Below are 18,926 nucleotides of genomic sequence, written 5' to 3'. Positions count from 1 at the left end.
CGCACGCATGAAGCAGAGCCAATTTCCCCAAATGTAGCTGCGCCGTTCCAAAACCAGACATTTAAATTTGTCTGTAAACCATGAGCGCCTTAGCATCACTGCAAATAACGGATCGTTGAAAGGCCCCTCATGCATCTTCATGGACTGAAAGCTCTATTACCGTGGTCACTGCTCGTCATGATGTGTTGCGCCGAAGCCGCCACAGGGGCTACGAGCGACAAAGCGGTAAGCCTTTTCGAGGCGCACCAATACCAGGCGACGATCGAGGAAGCGGACCGTGTGCTTCAAACCGATCCGGCCAACCCCGAGCTGTTGAATATCAAGGCGCTGGCAGTCTCCGCGCTGGGTGATGACCGCACCGCGATCCGCCTGGTTACCCAGGCACTGGAGGCGGCTAAACAGAATGGTCAGGTATCCATCGCACAACAGGCGACCTACTGGAACAACCTCGGTTATTTGCACGAACGACAACGCAATCTGGACATTGCCCTGGGCTACTATGAAAAAGCCTTGAAAATGCGCCTCGCCGTTCTGAGCGCAGATGACCTGCTGATTGCCGATACCTATAACAACATCGGTACCGCACAGAGCAAATTGGGCCGATATGAAGAGGCCTTCGAAAACCTGCGCAAAAATCTCGCGCTGAGAAAGCGAATAGTGGGAGACCACGACGCGTCGGTCGCCGTGTCACTGAACAACCTGGGCAATGCCTATAACCTCCAGGGCAACCACCAGGCCGCGCTGCCGCTTTTTCAACAGGCACTGGACATCGACATGGCCCTGCACGGGCCACGGCATCCGACGGTCGCCATCCGCTGGAACAACCTCGGCGACGCCTATCGCGGCCTGGGCCAGTACGACAAAGCGCTAGCCTACCTGACCAAGGCGCTGAACAGTGACCGCGTAACGTTCGGGGAGAACCACCCCAAGGTGATTTTGCGCTATTTCAACCTGGCAAGAGTCTACGAGGCTGAAGGTGACACCGCCAAGGCGCGCGAGGCCTATACAAAAGCGCTGCAAATACTCAGGCAGGTCGACCCCGAAGATGTTGCGCAAATCCGCTACTTCGAAGAAAAACTGCGAACACTGAAAGGCTAGTGAAACCTGGGGCTGGACGACATTTGAATAGTGATACTCCGCCTCCCGATTTGTAAGAATCGTGAAATAGTGAATTCAACTCCAAACCCACTTAACGCCAACAACAAACTTACAAACCATGAGCAAGCATTAAATATGACCAATATTAACAGCCAGATCGAAGCGCTCGCCTTCTTTACCAGCATAAACACTAGACTTGGCGGCATTGCCCTATCATATCTGGCCACACTGGAGAAAATCTCTGAGGTTTCAAGTACGAATTGGTCTAATAACGAGCTGGACAGATATGAACTGAAGCAGCGAATGAAAGAGGTCGGCAGTGCAACATATCAATTTTACGAATCCCTACATGAAAATTCTATTATGGCGCTATCCAAAGCTATCGAGGATATAACCATTGAGCTGAAGAGATACGTAAAATTTAAGTTCGACCCCATAAAAAACAATCACGATGTAATATACCTTAAGGACTTACAAATTATCAGGGCCTTAGCTAATATTATCAAACATAACATAAGTCAACTAGAAAGGAACACTTCTGAATCTGCAAAATTTTTAGTTGATGAGTGCGCCATGGAAAATGATAGGGAGCTACGCACCTTTATTCATAAAAGACATGAATCATTTAACATTCCAGAGCACATCCCTAAAGTTTATCTCGCAATGCTAGACCTGGTAAAAAAAGCCTTGAGAGTAAATCACCCACTCCTAGACCTAGAATACAATGAGGCTTTTAACCTGATATACATACAACTTTTACCTGAGGTTCTAAACATCACCAGACCCTATAAATAAGGCGAACATCAAACTGCCAACTTCCAGAAATTACAAATAGACTATTTTTTTACTGAACCCGGCAGTTCACGAACGACAGTTTGGGACGATAGCGGCCAAAGACGAAGAGTAAAATTGGGGTCACACCACCACTCAGAATAATGACAGTCGGCCCCCGGTATTCGGAAGCACGACCGCTTATCGCCAAGCAGGCACGAAGGAAAACCAATGTCCGCCGAAATCGAAAAATACCTGCAGATCAATGCCGAGATCGAGCGAACCTACAAACAAGCGCTGCGCAGCAAACGCCAACAAAGTCGAGCAGGCAAGGATGCTCGGCTGGACAGGGCTTACTTCTGGTTCGCCCTGGTCGGGCCGTCGATTCTGGCCATACCGCTGACCATTATTGGTAAATGGACTCACGCGTACTGGCTGTACAACGTAAGTGCGGGACTGATTGCGGTATCTTACCTGGCGATGTTTTTCTATCCGCTGCTGGGGGTATTGCTCTACCGCGACTCGCTGAAAAAAGTGTTCACCGCGCCCTTCGCCAATCTGCTGGACTTGAACGTCAAAACTCTGATGCAGGTGGAGGCCCGTTATTTACCGGAACTGGCGACCCTCTCGCGCGAGACGCTGAAGCTGGGTGCGCTGGAACTTAAAAGCGAGCGCGACAGCCTGGAAAAACGCACGCATATGGTGACTGGCGCGCTGGAGAAGGTCGGTATTCTCCCGGGCTTGTTGGCGTTGGTCGTCGCCCTTTCCAGCCTGAACGATATGTTGGTCAGGGTCGGTATTGCCGAGCGTACGGAGTGGTTATTGGCGATAGCGGCGACCAATACCTTTTTCTTCGTGATGTGCTGCTATGTGCAGTTCATCATTGTGCGCTACGAGCGCATGATCGCCCTCACCGAACTGGCGGTGGACTGCAAGGATCGGCAAACAACCTGAGCGTTGCCTTGAGTTGGGGGCCTGATGGCGGAAAAAACCGGCATCAGGACCGTCGTACCTTCAGCCCTTCAACTCGCCGGCACGATTGCTCGCCGCATCATCGTAAGCCACATACAACGACTCGGCGATCTGGCTTTTGATGGCCTTGGTGGACTCCAGGCCCAGCACGAACCCTTCGGCCTTGCCGCCGGCGCGGTTGAGTTCTTCGTGGGTGGACGCGCCGGTGATGGCGTCGAGGAGTTTGGCGGCATGGGAGCCTACGCCTTTGGGCAGGGAGATTTGGTCGATGGACATGGCGGTACCTTTAAGAATGAGGTCGGTAGCGCGTGTAACCACTGCCGGGGCGAGCATGGTAAACCGGCTGGCGAAGCAAAGGGGCCGCTTTCGGTTAATACCAGTCAGTTAAGGCTTTTCGTAGGAGCAAGGGGGGCGCCTAGCTCTTGCTCGCGAAAAGCTCACAGGCACCGCGTTCATTCAGGAAACACGCGTTATCGTTGACGTTTTTCGCGAGCAAGCTCGCTCCTACAGAGGGCGGTGTTCGCTTAACTGACTGGCATTAGTCGCTTTCGGCCCTTGAAATGCTCCAGCGCAGCGTCACGGCTGGCAATCACTTCGCAGCTGCTCAAGCATTATCTCGGCCGCGGGACTTCCATTTGAAGCATTAATTTCTTTTTCAAGCAGGTACATGTTGATGCCTTCCCTGACCAACTTATCGACAACGCCGGAGTACTGCATAGCGTTAGCCATAGGGCTGTTCAGATAAAGCGCATGGTACTTGAACTGATCTCGAATAGTTTCACACCACCCGCGCTGCGCCCTTAAGTCGTCAACCTCAAGAACCTCCTCTGCCGAGAAAATCAGATAAGCGACATAGTTTTCGTACTGTTCAAGGTCTTTGCCGGCCTTGAGGCTATAGAGTTTAGGGTCATTGAACGGATAGGAGGCGGCCGAAAACTGCGGATGGGATAACGCCGTACTCAAATACTCACGGTATATCGACTTCGCGGCAGCAACCCTTGACTCATTCAGCTGATTATAAGCAACACCTGCCGCCGCCACTGCAACCAAAAAAGTTAACAACGATGAAATTGCTGATACGTGGGAGTATTTTCCCATGCAGAGTTTGCGCACTATGAAAACACCGAAAACAACAGCAGTTATACAAATTGCAATTACCATGACACGCCTTAATAAATCAGCTTTAGAAAAGTAAAACCTGGAATCATTTTGATCGTGCCTGTCTCAGTCTTCGAGACTCCACCCACGCCGCTCAAACATCGCCCGCTCCGTCTCCTCCGTCGCCCGCTCCCCCTTGTACGCCAACTGGGTCACCAAAAACCGGTCCTTGATGTCCGTCATATCCGACGGGTCATAGGTTCTGAGCATCGGCGCCAGGTCGATGGATTTGGCGAAGTTTTCGTTGGTCACGCTGTAGTAGCCCATGACACTGCCGGACCAGGGCGAGCTGGCGTCCGTCATGTCGATGGTGGCGTTGCGGTAGGCCACGGCGGCGGTTTTCAGGGCGGCAGAGCCGTTGAGCAGATCGGTGAGGCGCTGGATATTCGCTTCGCTTAGCTGACCGGCCTTGTCGAGCACTTTCAGGCGGCCGTCGGCTTCGACGGTAAAGCCGTAATCGGTTCCGGCCAGGTCGGGGGCGGTGCTCGCCAACGATGATTCGAATGTGGTGAAGGCGCTTTTCAGCAGCGCTTGTGCCCCGTGGAAGCGCTCGACAAAGCGAGGATACTCCGGCGATTGAGATCGGCCGACCCAGGTGTCGATCACCTGCACGGGTTCGCGCAGGGTTTGGGTGGCTTCGCTGGGATGGTAGACGGCCGCCGGGCCGGCGTTTGCCAAGGCTTGGCTGGCGGCCTCGGGCGGCGCCTGGGGCGTGAGTGTCTGCTCGGAAAGCGCAAGGCGGGTATTGGCAGGGGCTCTGTGGGCAGCGCTGACGGAGAATGACATTTCAATCGGTCCATGATTGGCGGGTTCATTGAGGTTATCGACGTAGAGGGCTCGATCTTTAGATCAACTCGGGCCCTCCCCTCATTCAACCGCCTGCGACAACGGCCGCGCCACCCGTTCCAGGGACTTGCGTTCAGCCGCAACGCCCCAGATCGCCTGCACCACCGCGGCGATGAGCATCAGCGCCGCGCCGATCAGGTAGCCGATCAACAGGCTGCTACGCTGCTGCGTCTGGATCAATTCGCCAAACAACGTCGGCCCGATGATCCCGCCCAGCCCCGTGCCGAACGCGTAAAACACCGCAATCGCCAGCGCGCGTATCTCCAGGGGAAAGGTCTCGGCCACGGTCAGGTACGCCGAGCTCGCCGCCGCCGAGGCGAAGAAGAAAATCACCATCCACGCGATGGCTTGCTGGGTCACGTCGAACCAGCCTTGCTGGAAGGCGTAGCCGCTGAGCGCCAGCAGCACGCCGGAGGTGCCGTAGGTAAAGCTGATCATCACGCGCCGGCCGATCACGTCGAACAGGCGCCCGAGCAGCAGCGGCCCGCAGAAGTTGCCGAGGGCGAGGGGCAGCACGTACCAGCCGACACGCTCGGCGGGTACCTGATAGAAGTCGGTGAGCACCAGCGCGTAGGTGAAAAAGATCGCGTTGTAGAAGAATGCCTGGGCGGTGAGCAGGGTCATGCCGACCAGGGCGCGGCGGCGAAAGCTGACGAACAGGGTGTGGAAGATTTCCGCCAATGGCGTGTGGTCGCGGGCGTGCAGGCGCAGCGGCGGGCTGGTGACGGGTGCCAGCGCATGGCCCTGTTCGCGCAGGCGCGCTTCGATGCCGTCGACGATGCGCTGTGCTTCGGCATGCTGGCCGTGGATCAGCAACCAGCGCGGACTCTCCGGCAGCCACAGGCGCATCACCAGGATGAGCAGGCCCAGCGCGGCACCGATGCCGAAGCACAGGCGCCAGCCGAGGTCGCCGCCGACGATCTGCGGGTCGAGCAGCACAATGGCGCCGCCGGCACCGAGGGCGGCGCCCAGCCAGAAGGTGCCGTTGATGGTCAGGTCGACCCAGCCGCGATAACGCGCCGGGGTGAACTCCTGGATGGTCGAGTTGATCGCCGTGTATTCGCCGCCGATGCCCATGCCGGTGAGGAAGCGGAACAGCAGAAAGCTTTCCAGGTTGAAGGAAAACGCCGTGGCGGCGGTGGCGCCCACATAGAGCCACAGGGTGATGAAGAACAGTTTGCGCCGGCCCAGACGGTCGGTGAGCCAACCGAACAACAGCGCACCCAGCACCGCGCCGGCGATGTAGACGCCACCGGCGAGGCCGATGTCGACGTTGCTGAAGTTCAGGCCGGTGCTGCTTTTCAGCGCGCCGGACACCGAACCGGCCAGGGTCACTTCCAGGCCGTCGAGCAGCCAGGTGATGCCCAGGGCGAACACCAGCAAGGTATGGAAGCGGCCCCAGGGCAAGCGATCCAGGCGTGCGGGCAGGTCGGTTTCGAACAGCGCGCCAGGGGTATTTGAGTGTGGTTGGGTCATTGTCACATCCGTCATGTGCAGTGCCTCGTCAGTTATGAGTGAATCTGTTGAGAGGGAGTTCAACGCCGTTGCGCTGAACGAAGGGGCGGTTGGCGCAGTCGCACTATCAGGCCCCGGCAAGGAACCCACTGATGCCTCTGAACCCTGCTGCTCTCATGTTGCTGTTGACCCTCGCTGCGGACACGGCGCTCGCCAACCAGGAGCCCCTGCGCCTGGAGCAACTGAAACGCTGCGGTGACCTGCTGGAAAACCAGCAGCAGGACTGGTGCCTGCGCGTGCGCGGCATGGGCGACGCCGCCGCACACTTGAAACTGGGCGGCAAGGTACTGCCGCAGGACGCCGTGCAGCGCGACGGCGACCAACTGCGCCTGCGCCTCGATAGCCGCCGCTACCAGAGCGGCCCGCTGTGGCTCGAAGACGGCCCGCGCACCAGCAACGCCGCCTGGCTGAGCCTGCGCAACAGCCAGGTGGTGGCCGCCGGGCCCGGCGAAGTGGCGAAGAACATGGACGGCCTGACCACTTATGTGGATCTGGTCAGCCTATTGATCGAAGAAGACCAGGAGGGTCGCCAGGAAGCCGAGCGCCTGGCGCGCAAATACGGGGCGAAGGTGGTCGGCAGTATCGCACCGCTGAATGTCTTTCAACTGCGCCTGCCGGCCACCGACCTGATACAGCGCGACGCCCTGGTGCTGCGCCTGGGCAGCGAGACCAGCGTCGATGCGGTGGTCATCGAAGAATCCGCCGCCGAAGAAGCTGAGCAAGCCGCCCCGCGCCGTGAAGCGCCGAAGAAGCCATCGCCCGACTCCGATGAATGGGCCGCCAACCGCTTTCTCGATGCAGTGGCCTATTACCAGCGGCGCATTCCGGGACAGCGCTCGCCCATCGTGGCGCAACCGGTGCGCATCGGGGTGATCGAGCGCGGCGTGGATTTCGACACGGCGGATTTCGCCGACTACCTGGGCGCCTGCGCGCCTCGGCGCACGTGCGTCTACGCCGGCGATACAGGTTCAGCGGACAGCCATGGCACCACCGTGGCCGGCATCCTCGCGGCAGGCTGGAACAACGGTGGCAATACCGGCTTTTTGCGTGGCCTGGACAAGGCCGGCGGGGGCTTCGATGTGATTGTCGAACGCAACTCCGATGCCGGAATTACCGCAAACATCGCCGCGTCAGTCAACCTCGTGGAGGATGGGGTGCGCGTACTCAACTGGAGCTGGGGCATTCATCGCGTCGGCACCAAGGACGTCAACGGCCAGGACGTCGACTCGCTGGTGCGCTCAGGGATAGCCATGAGCGGCTACGAAGAACTGCTCGAAGAATTCTTCCTGTGGCTGCGCAAGGAGCACCCCGATGTGATTGTGGTGAACTCCGCCGGTAACGGTTCGGCCTTCTCGGGCAGCGACGAGTACCGCCTGCCCTCCTCCTTCATCACCGAGCAATTGCTGGTGGTGGGTGGGCACCAGCGCAACGAGCGCGACGGCATCGCCATCGATGACCCGGCCTACGCCGTTACGCGCAGCTCCTCGAACGTGGACATGCGCGTCGACATCACCGCCGCCGCCTGCGCGCACGCGTCCACGCCGGGCGCCGACCAGGAAGGCGCCGTGCATTGCGGCACCTCCTACGCCACGCCGATGGTCGCGGGCCTGCTGGCGGCGATGCTGTCGATCAACCCGCAGCTGCAGCCCGAACAGCTGCGCACGCTGTTGCGCCGCAGCGCCCTGGCGATCGGCGATAACCACGACTTCGAACGCAGTGACGCCCAGGACCTCACGGCACCGATCCTGCCATCGGAGCGCAATTACCAGCTCAATGACAAGGATGTCGGGCGTTCGGCGCGGCTGGATATGCAAAAGGCGCTGGACCTGGCGGTGCAGAGTCGTTCGCGGGTGCGGTAATGGTCGCAGCCAAGGCTACCGCGCAGCATGCCCCAGGCACCTCAACGCCGCTGAATTTTCACACTGGCAAACGTCGATTCTTCCCGTGCCTGCTCCAGCATGTTCTTCGGTTTGGCCGGAGCCCCCTGTTTGGCCACCGGGCGCGGCGCAACCGGCGTGCGCAGGCGCATGTCCGAGCGTTCGTCACTGGGCGCCACGCCGAAGAAATCCCGATAGCACTTGGAAAAGTGCGGCGTGGACACGAAGCCGCAGATCGCCGCGAGTTCGACCATCGATATCGGCGTCTGCATGAGCAACTGGCGAGCCCGGGTCAGGCGCAGCTTGAGGTAGTAGCGCGACGGCGTGCAATACAGGTAGCGCTGGAACATGCGCTCCAGCTGGCGCCGCGACACCTGTACGTAGACGGCCAGTTGGTCGAGGTCGATGGGTTCTTCCAGGTTGGCCTCCATCAGGGCCACCACTTCCTGCAGCTTGGGCTGTTGCGTGCCCAGCAGGTGCTTGAGCGGTACGCGCTGGGTGTCGCGCTCATTGCGGATGCGCTCGTACACGAACATTTGGGAAATCGCCGCCGCCAGTTCATGCCCGTGATCGCGGCCGATCAGGTGCAGCATCATGTCCAACGGCGCGGTGCCGCCCGAACTGGTGAAGCGGTTGCCATCGAGGGAAAACACGCTGGCGCTGACCGTGACACGGGGAAAGGCTTCCTGCAGGGAGGCCATCAGTTCCCAATGCACGCTGCACTGGAAGCCATCGAGCAGGCCCGCCCTGGCCAGCGCCCAACTGCCGGTGCACACCGCACCGAGGCGGTTGCAGTACAGACGCGCCTGGTTGCGCAACCAGGTGAGATGCGCAGGTGTGGCGGCCTGTTGGATGCCCACGCCGCCACAGACGATCACGGCATCCAGGTCGCGCTGTTCATGCGCCACCGCATCCGGCGTGACCGACACGCCATCGCTGGCCCACACCGGTTCACCGTTAAGGCTGAGGGTTCGCCAGCGATAGAGTTCTTCGCCGGCCAATTGATTGGCCATGCGCAAGGGTTCGACCGCGCAGGAAAGCGATATCAGGGTGAATTGGTCCAGCAGCAGAAAGCCGAGCGTCTTGCAGGCCGGCGCGTCAGCTTCCATCACCGGTACTCCCCGCGCGTGCTCACGAGGGCTCAACCACAATGGCCTTGGCCGACTGCCCGTGCTGACGCGCCGTGACCACGCCAATCAAGGAGATCACCAGGGCCAGGCCAATCGTCGAGGACACTTCCGTACGGTGTTCCGGCGTCACCATCATCACGGCCAACGCTGCGCAGATGAACCCAATCACCAGGTAAGTCAGCCAGGGGAACAGCCACATACGAAAGGCCAGCTCGACGTTCTGCCTGACCAGCAACCGGCGCATGCGCAGTTGCGAGATGGCGATGACCAGGTACACCAGCAACGCGATGGCGCCGGAGCTGGCGAGCAGAAACTGGAACAGGCCGGCGGGCATGAAGTAGCTCAGCAGCGTCACCCCGGCGCCGATGATGGTGCTGGCAATCACCGCCGCCCTGGGCACGCCCGCCGCCGAGGTGCGTTTAAGCGCAGGGGGCGCGTCGCCGCGTTTACCCAGGGAGAACAGCATGCGCGAGGAGATGTAGATCGAGGAGTTCATGCAACTGGCAACGGCGATCAGCACTACCACGTCGACCATGAATTTGGCGTTGGGGATGCTCATCAGCTCCAGCGCGCGCTGATAGGAACCCACGGACGCCAGCAGCGGGTCGTTCCAGGGCACCACGGAAATGACGACAAAGATCGACAACAGGTAGAACACGCCGATGCGCCAGATCACCGAACGCGTGGCCCGGGCGATGTTCTGCGCCGGGTTGCTCGATTCGGCCGCGGCGATAGTCACGGCCTCCGTGCCGATAAAACTGAACATGATGGTAATGAACGCTCCGACCACCGCCGACAAACCGTTCGGCGCAAAACCGCCGTGCTCTTCCATCAACCGGCTCAAGCCACTGGCTTCGTGATCTGGCATCCAGCCCATCAGCACGCTGAAACCCAGACCGATAAAGCCGATAATGGCGATGACCTTGGCCATCGCGAACCAGAACTCGAATTCACCGTACTTGGCCACGCTGAACAGGTTGGTGATCACCAGCAGGATGATCGACAACAAGGCGAACAGCCACGCATCGACCTGGGGAAACCACTGATTGAGCACGTGACCGGCCGCCAGCGCCTCGATCGGAATCACCAGCACCCAGAACCACCAGTACAACCAGCCGATGGTGAAGCCCGCCCAGCGGCCGATGGCCTGGTCGGCGTAGGTCGAAAAAGAGCCGGTGTCCGGGCGCGCCACGGCCATTTCCCCGAGCATGCGCATCACCAGCACCACCAGCAGGCCGGAGAACAGGTACGCCAGCAACACCGCCGGCCCCGCCGCCGCGATGGCATGGCCGGAACCGACAAACAAGCCCGCGCCGATAATGCCTGCGATGGACAACATGGTGACGTGGCGCGGTTTGAAACCCTGCGCCAGCTGACCGTTGGAATCGTTGCAATTGAGGCTATTCATTGTTTTTGTTGTTCTCGGGCGACCAATACCCCTCACCTTAAGGGCGCTGCGCCAGGCCAAAGCAGCCTGAGCACGCCATCATCGTGTCTGATCTCGACATTTGCCGATCGGCTGCGGCGACTTACGAACCGGCGTCTGCACCCGGCCACTCCTCAGGTGGCCGTACCGGCCTTGAATAATTCGCTCATGAGTTCGGTGGCCGCCCCATGCCCGAAGACATGCGCGGAGTCGCGCTGGGAAGGGTCCAGCGTGCCCTCGCCTCTGATGCTCTGCCCGGTATAAACCAATGTGCCCTCAAGCACTTCGACCGCACTGTGATAGCCCAGGCCGACCAAAAACGCGCCGGCTCCGGCCGCACGCGCATACCGCTGCTCCTGCTCGGCTGGCGTCAAATCAGACATAGGCGTGAGCCTGCCAGCGTCCTGAGCGGGCAGCGCGCCCACGTATTGATCGCTCGCGCTCACTCCGCGCAGCATGTCCCAGGCCTGTAGAATCTCGGCCGGAGACGCTGACATATGCCCGACAAGTGGCTCGGTGGTTTCCTTGACGCGAGCCGTACCGATATCGAAAACCGCCCAGCGATTATCAGGAATACGCTCGGATGCAGGCACATTGAGCGCCTTATCCGCCTCCAGCCCGCTGTTATGCACGCCTGCTCGAAAAGGCATGTCGGCAGGTGAATCGAACGCACGGACTTTTCGTTCAGCGCGCTTATCCGGACCTACCGCCGCAGAGCCGCCGTGCTCGCGCATACGTTGGGCAGCGGCGGCATCGGGCACCTCCAGTCCCTGTGCCTGGAGCTGACGGTTGAGGGCCGTCATCAGCCCCGGGTCCGCGTGGCCGGGGGTGGTGTAGAACCCGCCGATATCGCCCATCAGTGCGATGGCCACCGCTCTATCGGTGGCGCTCGCCGCTGCGCTGCCGGCGCGCGCCAACGCAGCCAGCAAGTCATCGGTTGTTTGTCCCGCCAGCAGCCTGCCTTCCCCCAATAAATGAGCCCCGAGCAGGTTCCGATGCTGGGGGCTAAGGTTCGAGACCACCCGATGCAATGCACTGGCGGCGCCGGCCAGTTCTTGAGTCAGGACGTCGCTGGGTTTGTAGAGCACGTTTCTCGCTGCGACGGTCTGCGCCAGCGCCAGCGCCTTGGTGGTCGTTCGAGCGGCCTGGCCAGCCGGGTTGCCATGGGTGATCTGTTGATGCGTGGCGTCCTTGGCCTTGAGCACATCATTGAAGACCGCAGCGTCCTTGGCGGCGTTTTCCAGCGCGCCGTGATTCATGAACAGCTTGTCGCCGATATGCTCGAAGCCGGGCTTTTCGGAAAAGGCCTGGCGCAGTTTGTCCTGCACGGTCGGATGGGTCAGCGCGTATGAGATTTCATCCATCGAATGCCCGCCATCCACATAAATGAACAGCAAGGCTTGAATGGCCAAATAGGTTTCAAGGTCGTCCGGGCGGGTATTGGCATGCACATCCTTGCAGGCGCGCACCGCCCCCTGTTCGATCACAATTGAACCCGATGGCCCGTTGACGTAGGTCCCCGTGCCTTTTTCAAAAAACGTCTTCAGATAAGAGCTGGGTTTGGATGCATCCGGGTGCGCAGGATCCTGCATCTCAAGCCTGTCGGGGCAACGGGTGCTGGCGCTGGCCAGCAACTGGCTCTGGTAATCGTTTTCATACTTGATATTGAAAGGCTCGTTGAGGCGCAGGTCCCTGGGCGTCGCATCGATATTTCGCAAAATACCGACGTTATGACTGTCTGCCTGCCTGAACAAATTACCTTCTCGGGCGTTGAGTTCGATACGGCCTTTTCCGGGTGCCTTGATGGGGTCAAACACGCCGTCCCAATGGCCTGCCGGAAGTTTTGTCTCGGCATCCGGTTCGTTCTTCAGCGCGTAGCTTAGATACCGGTGTTTGTAGATATCAAACAAGGCCGTCCTGGCCTCGGGCGATATATTCAAGGTTTCCAGAGTCTTCTCGGCACGCGTATAGAATCCCTGAAGTTGATCCAGACCTACGATCCGCGTGTCGAAACTCTGGTTCTTCCAAGCCGCCTCATATTTTTCGAACAACGGCGCAGACACGTAGTTGTCCTTGATGTACTTCACTTGGTTGTTTGAGATATCGACAAACGTTTTATAGGTATCCGGCGAGCGAAAATAGTCCTGCAACGCATGCTTGGCATAGTAGCTTTCGAACGCGCGCCGTACCGGGTCATTGACCATTTTCAGCCTCATTGAACCTTCGGCACTTTGCGTCGAGCCGTTGGCAACCAGCTTGGTCAGCTCAGCTTTGCGCTGCTCGGGATCGGTGATGCCACGCAGTCGGGTAAGGATTTTCTGGGTTTCGGTTTCAGCCGGCCCCGCGACCCTGAACCGGTTCAAACCCAGGCTCAGCGCACCATCCTTGATTGACGCCTTGCCCGGCGCGATACGGTCCTGGGAGTGTTTCTCAACGATATCACTGTCAATCACGGCGTTATAAATAGCGCCGTTTCTGATTTGCGCGACCTGCGTGTCGCCGTAGAGAAAACTGACCGGGCGCTCCTGCCCGTCGGCTTTGAGCGTTACCGTGGGCAGGGTGTTGGAGGTGACTTCAATAGGCTTGTTCTTTATGTAGTCGAAGTTCTTCACAAACTCGACATTCTTCACTACCCGGCTATCGGCATTAGCCTGTAATTCGGCCACCGCGCTGGAGACGTTATCATTCGTGATCGGCATGGTGATTGCCTCTACCGTTGAATAAGGTGGCGAGCGCCGTAGCGACTGTTTATTTGAAAATACTGTGCAGCGATGTCATCAGTCTGAAAAAACCGTCCAATGCCCCCTGCAATGTTTTGGCTGACCCCCTGCACGCATCGTCCAGCAGGGCTTTGACTTCGTAACCGCGCAGGCCTTTGCCCAACACGGGCTGGCCCGTAACCACCGACGGCAACGCGTGCTGCAGTAACAGCAGCAGTTTTTCCGCATGGATATTCAGCGTGGCGCTGTTCAGGTTGTTTAACTCGCTCCACATCCACACCCCATGACGGTCGGCAGTGAGCATGATCGGACTGATGGTTTTAAAGTTAAGCGCGATTGACGCGTGGCGATCAAAGTAGCCGATTTGTTCCTGGGGTACGCCAAGGTCCAATAAGGTTTCGCGTAGTGTTTTCGCAATGTCATCACTCACAGCCTATACCCTCAAGCGTAAGCAACCTTGCTTCCGGAGTTATAACTGGCGTCCCTGAGTTATGCGTTGGCGCCCCGCTCATTGAATGTGAGAGAGGCTAGACATGAGTGGCGGCCGTCCACCAACAGTTCCATCGGGCAATAACAGCGCGATTCGCGTGTCAACTTGCCTGCACCATCATTTGCCACAAGGAAGCTCCGACGCCAGTGATGCTCTCGCCTGCAATAAGCCCGGCCGCCGCGGTAATCGCAAACCGTTCGGTAAGACTTGGCCAACGCTGGCTGACTGACCAGGTCAGCACCGCACCCAAGGCCATCATCAGGGAAATGGATGCCGGCAGCACAAACGCCAGCCCCAGGGCGGCAGCACTGGGCAGGTAGCGGCTGCGATGGGCAGGCAAGGTGCTGTCGAGCACACCCAGCACGACGCCGAGCAGGCCAGCTATACCGATGGCCCAGCGGATGCTCGGCGACAATGAGTCCAGCCCGTGGGTCAGGGTTTGCGCCACGGCTTTCCAGGTGGCGACGGCCGGGGCCGGCCATTGTTCGGTGAGGAGCATGGTCTGTGGGTCGGGAATCAGCGCCAGGTAGGCGAATACGCCGACGATACTGCCGACAAAAATCCCCAGGATCTGCGCGATCACTTGCTTGTGAGGCGTGGCGCCAATCGCCTTGCCGACCTTGAAGTCATTCATCAAGTCCGTGCATTGCCCGGCCGAGCCGCCGGCCGTGTTGGCGCTCATCAGGTTGATCGGCACCTGCCCCGGAGCGACGATGCCGAAACTCAGCTGGGACAATTGCCCAATCGCGCCAATCGGCGGAATGCCGGTGGCGCCCACCACCCGCGCGGCCACAGCCGCCAGGCAGATGGCCAGTGGAATGGTGAGCAGCGCCATCCACGGGTTGATGCCGAACAGCACCGCCTGCAGGCTCACGACCAGGATGATTGCCAAGGCGAACCCGGCAGCCGGGCCCGGTTTGGGCAGGGTCCAGGGCGTGCCGCCGTCCGCCCGGGTGGTTCGGTGCAACGCCCACAAGCGAAGCGCCAGGGACGCCAGGGTGGAACACACCATCAGGCTCACGCCCGGCCACAGCAGCCATTCCACCAGCGCGGCGAATTGCGGGCCGCTGCTGCCCGGCGCGACATTTACCAGCCCGTGCGCCAACAGCCAGGGCCCCAGCCCGCCCCAGGCCAGCAAGGCGCCGAGCAGCAAGGTCAGGCCCACGCGGATACCGATGATGCCGCCGAAACCGAGCAGCAACAGCGACGGATCCGTGGTGAAGGTCAGGCGTTCGAGCTGGGCCGTCGGCGACCAGCGTGGGAACGCCCACAGGAAGGTATCCAGCCACTTGACCGACCCCGACAGCAAGGCGGCGCCGAGCAGCACTTTCAAGCGCGTCGCCGCTTCGCGACCGTGGTTGTAGATATGCAGCAGGGTCTCCAGGGTGGCCATGCCTTCGGGAAACTTCAGCGCCTTGTCGTTGAGCAGTGAGGGCCGCAGGTACCACGCGATCCAGATCCCCAGGAAGCTCACGGAAAACACCCAGGCGATCATCGGGATCGCCTCCAGTTGGTTGCCGGTGAGCAAGGTGTAGGCCGGGATGGGCGCAACCAGCCCGCCGGAAATGATCGACGCGGCGGCCGAGGCGACAGTCTGGTTGATGTTGCTTTCGTGCAGCGTCCACGGCAAGGACGCGGCGGAGCGTTTGGCCAGGCCTTGCCAGATCGCGTAGCCGATCAGCAATGCGATGATCGACATGTTGAACGACCAGCCGATCTTGAGGCCGGCGTACACATTGGAGGGTGTGAGCAGGATACCGAGCAGGATGCCGGTGATGACCGCTCGCAGGCTCAGTTCACGTTCTACGGGGGTGGTTGCCGAGGTGGGGTGCATGCAGATTCCTTCCGACGGAAAACAGTGCCACCTCATAAGTGAGCGCTGGAAGGCTCGAAGGTTCATCGAAGCCCTGATGCCAGCCAGTTAAGCGAACGAAATGCTCGAAGCAGCGAAGATCAAATGTGGGAGGGGGCTTGCCCTCGATAGCGGTGAGTCAACCAACATCACTGTTTGCTGGGCCGACGTCTTCGGGGGCAAGCCCCCTCCCACATTTGGACCGAGGTGTATCAGATGGGTAACCGTAGGTTGACAGGCGGCCATCGGGAGCAAGCCCCCTCCCACACTGAATCTGCATCCAGTCTTCAACAGTTCATTCGCGTACGTTTATTTAGCAAACGCGTACTCGCCGCCCTGCTCCACCGCCTTGCGATAAGCCGGCCGCTGTTGGAGCTTGTCCACCCACGCCGCGAGATTCGGATAGGCCTGCAATTTGCCCTGGGCCTTGGCGATTTCGCCGATAAAGCTCATCTGGATATCCGCGCCGGTCAGTTCGTCGCCCACCAGGTACGGCGTTTGCCCGAGTACGTCATTGAGGTAGCCGAGGTAGTTGGCCAGCTCCGATTCAATGCGCGGGTGCAGCGGTGCGCCGGCTTCACCCAGGCGCCCGACGTAGAGGTTGAGCATCAGCGGCAGCATGGCCGAGCCTTCGGCAAAATGCAGCCACTGCACGTATTGATCGTAGGCGCTGCTGGCCGGATCGGGTTGCAGTCGGCCCTTGCCGTGGTGGCGGATCAGGTAGTCGATAATAGCGGCCGATTCAATCAATACGCGGGACCCGTCCTCGATCACCGGCGATTTGCCCAGGGGATGAATCGCCTTGAGCTCGGCTGGCGCGAGGTTGGTTTTCGGGTCGCGTTGGTAGCGCTTGATCTGGTAAGGCAGGCCCAGTTCTTCCAGCAGCCAGAGGATGCGCTGGGAGCGGGAATTGTTGAGGTGGTGGACGGTAATCATAGGGGGGCAGCTCCGTTGGGGTTAAGGAGAAGACTACACCACGGCGATGGAGTGCCCTGAATTCGCTTCATCCCAATCGAAACCGCGCCGTGTTATCGCTCAACGCCCGGCTGCCCTGGCTCAGGCTGTCGGCAGCCTGATTGACCGCACGCGCGCCGTCGAGCAAACGCCCGGCCGCCTGGTCGACCTGCTGGATATTGCCGCTCACTTCGTCCGCCGTCGCAGCCTGTTCTTCCACGGCGGCGGCGATGTGCGCCAGGGTGTCTGTGACATGCTGCACGGCACCGGCAATTTCCCCCAGGCGCGCGCCCAGGCCGGTGACGGATTCGGCATCGCTGAGCGCCTGCTCACACGCCGCGCCCATCAGGCTGACGGCCTGGCTGACCGTGGCGCGCAGGCTGTCCACGGTGCCGGCGATCTGCGCGGTGGACGCCTGGGTGCGTTGCGACAGGCTGCGCACTTCATCGGCGACCACCGCAAAGCCTCGGCCTTGCTCGCCGGCGCGGGCGGCTTCGATGGCGGCGTTGAGGGCCAGCAGGTTGGTCTGCTCGGCAATGCCGCGGATGGTGTCGACCACCGATTGAATCTGCTGGCCCTGTTGGCTGACCTGTTCCAGGGCATTGGCGGTGTCGGTCAGGCGCTGGTTAAGCTGCTGGATACTGGCGGTGGTGCGCTGGCTGTCGCGGCTGCTGTCTTCGGCGATACGACGGGTGTGCTGGGCGCTGTCGGCAGCCTGCTCGCAGCTTTTGGCGACGCCCAGGGAGGTGGCGGCCAATTGGGTGGCGGCCGCGGCGATCTGGCTGATCTGGTGCCGCTGGTCTTCGACATCGGTGAGGGTGCTGCCCGATTGCGCGCTGAGGGTGAGCACGGTGGCGCCCAGTTGCTGGGTTTCATGATTGACCCCGAGCAGGCTGGTGCGCAGTTGCACCACGGCAACGTTGAGCGCCGTGCTGATGGCGGCCAGTTCATCACGCCCCTGCACCGCCACTTCGACGTGCAGGTTACCGTCACGCAGGGACTCGGCGAGGGTGGTGATGCCACTGGCGCTGCGACGGATCGAGGCTTGCAGGCAGATGAACAGGTACAGCGCCGCCAGCGCCAGCAGGCTGAACGTCGCCGCCAAGGGAATGAAGTGCTGCAATGATTGCTCGCGGTAGTAACTCAAGCGTGCATCCAGCGAATGCAGCGACTGGCTGCGCAGCGCACCCAACGCCGCGAGCATGGCGTCGACACTTTGATCGAACGCGGCAGGGTCGAGCTTGATGGTGCCGCCGAATACGCCGTCGTCCAGGGTTTTGAGTTCGCTGTCCAGGCGTTGCAGGCTGGCGTCGTATTGTTCGGTCCAGGGTTCAAGGCCTGGGTATTGCTTGGCCTTCAGCGCCGTCGCGGCCTTGACCAACTGGTCCCGCGCATCGCCGATGCGGCCGCGCAGGTCCCGCATCTGCAAGCGGCTTTGCAGGGTGAACTGGCCCGAGGCAATCGAGGATTGGCCGACGCTGGCCGTACGGCCGATACGCTCGATCAGGTCTGGTGTGTGCTGGCTGGACATCTGCATCAGCAGGTAGGTTTCCAGCCAGGGATCGAGGATCAGGCCGGCGTCCAGGGTGATCTGCTCGCGCAGCGATTGCATGGCGGTCAGGGCGGCGGTGAAACGGTCATAGCCATCCGGCCACCAGCCGACGGTGCGCAGGGCCTGGGTGTCCATGCCCTTGACCGCGGCCTGCAGGGTGTCAAAGCGCGCTTGGGTAGCGGCGCTGGCGTGATGGGTCTTGAGTGTGTCACCCAGGGTTTGCAGGCCTTGCTGAATCAGCGGGCTGCCCGCATCCACCCTGGCCATCGCCGCCTGGGCGGCAGGCGTCGGGGTATGCAGAATATCCAGGGCTTTCCAGCGCGCGGCCAGGTTGCGCTGGGCGCTCAGTTGCGCATCGAGCGGGTCCAGCGCCAACAGCTGGCGCACGCCGGACTGTTCGCTGGTTATCACCGCGAGTTTGTCGTGGTAATCCTGGCCGATCATCCACAGGCTGCCGGCGAGCGGCAGCATGAACAGCAGGAACAGCACCTGGAACTTACGCGCGAAACCGAACCGCCCCAGCAGACGGATTCCGGGTGATAAAAGTCTTTGCATGCCCTACAAA

The 18,926-nt window shown here is 60.3% G+C and carries 15 protein-coding genes; 4 read left to right on the top strand and 11 right to left on the bottom strand.

The features are described 5' to 3' along the window. Positions 1 to 129 precede the first annotated feature (129 nt). The 3 genes from TU82_RS02205 (at position 130) to TU82_RS02195 (ending at position 2,823) form a co-directional block, all read left to right on the top strand. Positions 130 to 1,098, top strand: coding sequence for a tetratricopeptide repeat protein (locus tag TU82_RS02205; protein WP_057721498.1), 969 nt, complete (start codon positions 130 to 132; stop codon positions 1,096 to 1,098). Positions 1,099 to 1,233: 135 nt separating this feature from the next. Beyond that, on the top strand, positions 1,234 to 1,893 hold the full coding sequence (locus TU82_RS02200; protein ID WP_057721497.1) for a hypothetical protein: 660 nt from the start codon (positions 1,234 to 1,236) through the stop codon (positions 1,891 to 1,893). A gap of 207 nt (positions 1,894 to 2,100) precedes the next feature. Continuing rightward, the gene (locus TU82_RS02195) at positions 2,101 to 2,823 is read left to right on the top strand and encodes a hypothetical protein (RefSeq protein WP_057721496.1); all 723 of its coding nucleotides are present in this window, start codon (positions 2,101 to 2,103) and stop codon (positions 2,821 to 2,823) included. 60 nt (positions 2,824 to 2,883) lie between these two features. Here the strand turns inward: TU82_RS02195 and TU82_RS02190 are convergent, their stop codons facing one another. The 4 genes from TU82_RS02190 to TU82_RS02175 form a co-directional block, all read right to left on the bottom strand. After that, positions 2,884 to 3,117: a hypothetical protein gene (locus TU82_RS02190; protein WP_057721495.1), complete on the bottom strand. Its 234-nt coding sequence runs from the start codon at positions 3,115 to 3,117 to the stop codon at positions 2,884 to 2,886. A 300-nt stretch (positions 3,118 to 3,417) separates the two neighbouring features. After that, a complete protein-coding gene (locus tag TU82_RS02185; RefSeq protein ID WP_057721494.1) occupies positions 3,418 to 4,002 on the bottom strand; it encodes a hypothetical protein in 585 nt (194 codons plus the stop codon). A 63-nt stretch (positions 4,003 to 4,065) separates the two neighbouring features. After that, positions 4,066 to 4,785: a hypothetical protein gene (locus TU82_RS02180; RefSeq protein ID WP_057721493.1), complete on the bottom strand. Its 720-nt coding sequence runs from the start codon at positions 4,783 to 4,785 to the stop codon at positions 4,066 to 4,068. Between the two features lie 81 nt (positions 4,786 to 4,866). Then, positions 4,867 to 6,321 (bottom strand): MFS transporter, encoded by a 1,455-nt coding sequence (locus TU82_RS02175; protein WP_057721492.1) that lies wholly within the window; start codon positions 6,319 to 6,321, stop codon positions 4,867 to 4,869. A gap of 131 nt (positions 6,322 to 6,452) precedes the next feature. On the opposite strand from TU82_RS02175, the gene TU82_RS02170 reads away from it, so the two are divergent. Next, on the top strand, positions 6,453 to 8,219 hold the full coding sequence (locus TU82_RS02170; protein ID WP_057721491.1) for a S8/S53 family peptidase: 1,767 nt from the start codon (positions 6,453 to 6,455) through the stop codon (positions 8,217 to 8,219). Between the two features lie 41 nt (positions 8,220 to 8,260). Here the strand turns inward: TU82_RS02170 and gbdR are convergent, their stop codons facing one another. The 7 genes from gbdR to TU82_RS02135 form a co-directional block, all read right to left on the bottom strand. After that, positions 8,261 to 9,346, bottom strand: coding sequence for a choline metabolism transcriptional regulator GbdR (gbdR, locus tag TU82_RS02165; protein WP_057721490.1), 1,086 nt, complete (start codon positions 9,344 to 9,346; stop codon positions 8,261 to 8,263). Positions 9,347 to 9,368: 22 nt separating this feature from the next. Then, positions 9,369 to 10,775, bottom strand: coding sequence for an amino acid permease (locus TU82_RS02160; RefSeq protein WP_057721489.1), 1,407 nt, complete (start codon positions 10,773 to 10,775; stop codon positions 9,369 to 9,371). A gap of 152 nt (positions 10,776 to 10,927) precedes the next feature. Then, the gene (locus TU82_RS28555; protein ID WP_057721488.1) at positions 10,928 to 13,492 is read right to left on the bottom strand and encodes a hypothetical protein; all 2,565 of its coding nucleotides are present in this window, start codon (positions 13,490 to 13,492) and stop codon (positions 10,928 to 10,930) included. A gap of 49 nt (positions 13,493 to 13,541) precedes the next feature. Beyond that, a complete protein-coding gene (locus tag TU82_RS02150) occupies positions 13,542 to 13,943 on the bottom strand; it encodes an InvB/SpaK family type III secretion system chaperone (RefSeq protein WP_057721487.1) in 402 nt (133 codons plus the stop codon). Positions 13,944 to 14,103: 160 nt separating this feature from the next. After that, a complete protein-coding gene (locus TU82_RS02145; protein WP_057721486.1) occupies positions 14,104 to 15,837 on the bottom strand; it encodes an OPT family oligopeptide transporter in 1,734 nt (577 codons plus the stop codon). 327 nt (positions 15,838 to 16,164) lie between these two features. Beyond that, entirely contained in the window at positions 16,165 to 16,791 is a 627-nt protein-coding gene (locus tag TU82_RS02140) for a glutathione S-transferase family protein (protein WP_057721485.1), read from the bottom strand. A gap of 67 nt (positions 16,792 to 16,858) precedes the next feature. Beyond that, complete coding sequence (locus TU82_RS02135; RefSeq protein ID WP_057721484.1) at positions 16,859 to 18,916, bottom strand: methyl-accepting chemotaxis protein; 2,058 nt, start codon at positions 18,914 to 18,916, stop codon at positions 16,859 to 16,861. Between the last annotated feature and the right edge of the window lie 10 nt (positions 18,917 to 18,926).

Origin of the sequence: Pseudomonas orientalis (genome assembly GCF_001439815.1) — a bacterium.
Lineage (GTDB): Bacteria > Pseudomonadota > Gammaproteobacteria > Pseudomonadales > Pseudomonadaceae > Aquipseudomonas > Aquipseudomonas orientalis.
The sequence above is the reverse complement of the archived record's forward strand: the minus strand, read 5'-3'. Positions and strand labels throughout refer to the sequence as shown.

Excerpts from the sequence above, each read along its gene's own strand:
- TU82_RS02205 (WP_057721498.1), top strand. The coding sequence starts at position 130 with ATGCATCTTCATGGACTGAAAGCTCTATTACCGTGGTCACTGCTCGTC.
- TU82_RS02200 (WP_057721497.1), top strand. The coding sequence starts at position 1,234 with ATGACCAATATTAACAGCCAGATCGAAGCGCTCGCCTTCTTTACCAGC.
- TU82_RS02195 (WP_057721496.1), top strand. The coding sequence starts at position 2,101 with ATGTCCGCCGAAATCGAAAAATACCTGCAGATCAATGCCGAGATCGAG.
- TU82_RS02190 (WP_057721495.1), bottom strand. The coding sequence starts at position 3,117 with ATGTCCATCGACCAAATCTCCCTGCCCAAAGGCGTAGGCTCCCATGCC.
- TU82_RS02185 (WP_057721494.1), bottom strand. The coding sequence starts at position 4,002 with ATGGTAATTGCAATTTGTATAACTGCTGTTGTTTTCGGTGTTTTCATA.
- TU82_RS02180 (WP_057721493.1), bottom strand. The coding sequence starts at position 4,785 with ATGTCATTCTCCGTCAGCGCTGCCCACAGAGCCCCTGCCAATACCCGC.
- TU82_RS02175 (WP_057721492.1), bottom strand. The coding sequence starts at position 6,321 with ATGACCCAACCACACTCAAATACCCCTGGCGCGCTGTTCGAAACCGAC.
- TU82_RS02170 (WP_057721491.1), top strand. The coding sequence starts at position 6,453 with ATGCCTCTGAACCCTGCTGCTCTCATGTTGCTGTTGACCCTCGCTGCG.
- gbdR (WP_057721490.1), bottom strand. The coding sequence starts at position 9,346 with ATGGAAGCTGACGCGCCGGCCTGCAAGACGCTCGGCTTTCTGCTGCTG.
- TU82_RS02160 (WP_057721489.1), bottom strand. The coding sequence starts at position 10,775 with ATGAATAGCCTCAATTGCAACGATTCCAACGGTCAGCTGGCGCAGGGT.
- TU82_RS28555 (WP_057721488.1), bottom strand. The coding sequence starts at position 13,492 with ATGCCGATCACGAATGATAACGTCTCCAGCGCGGTGGCCGAATTACAG.
- TU82_RS02145 (WP_057721486.1), bottom strand. The coding sequence starts at position 15,837 with ATGCACCCCACCTCGGCAACCACCCCCGTAGAACGTGAACTGAGCCTG.
- TU82_RS02140 (WP_057721485.1), bottom strand. The coding sequence starts at position 16,791 with ATGATTACCGTCCACCACCTCAACAATTCCCGCTCCCAGCGCATCCTC.
- TU82_RS02135 (WP_057721484.1), bottom strand. The coding sequence starts at position 18,916 with ATGCAAAGACTTTTATCACCCGGAATCCGTCTGCTGGGGCGGTTCGGT.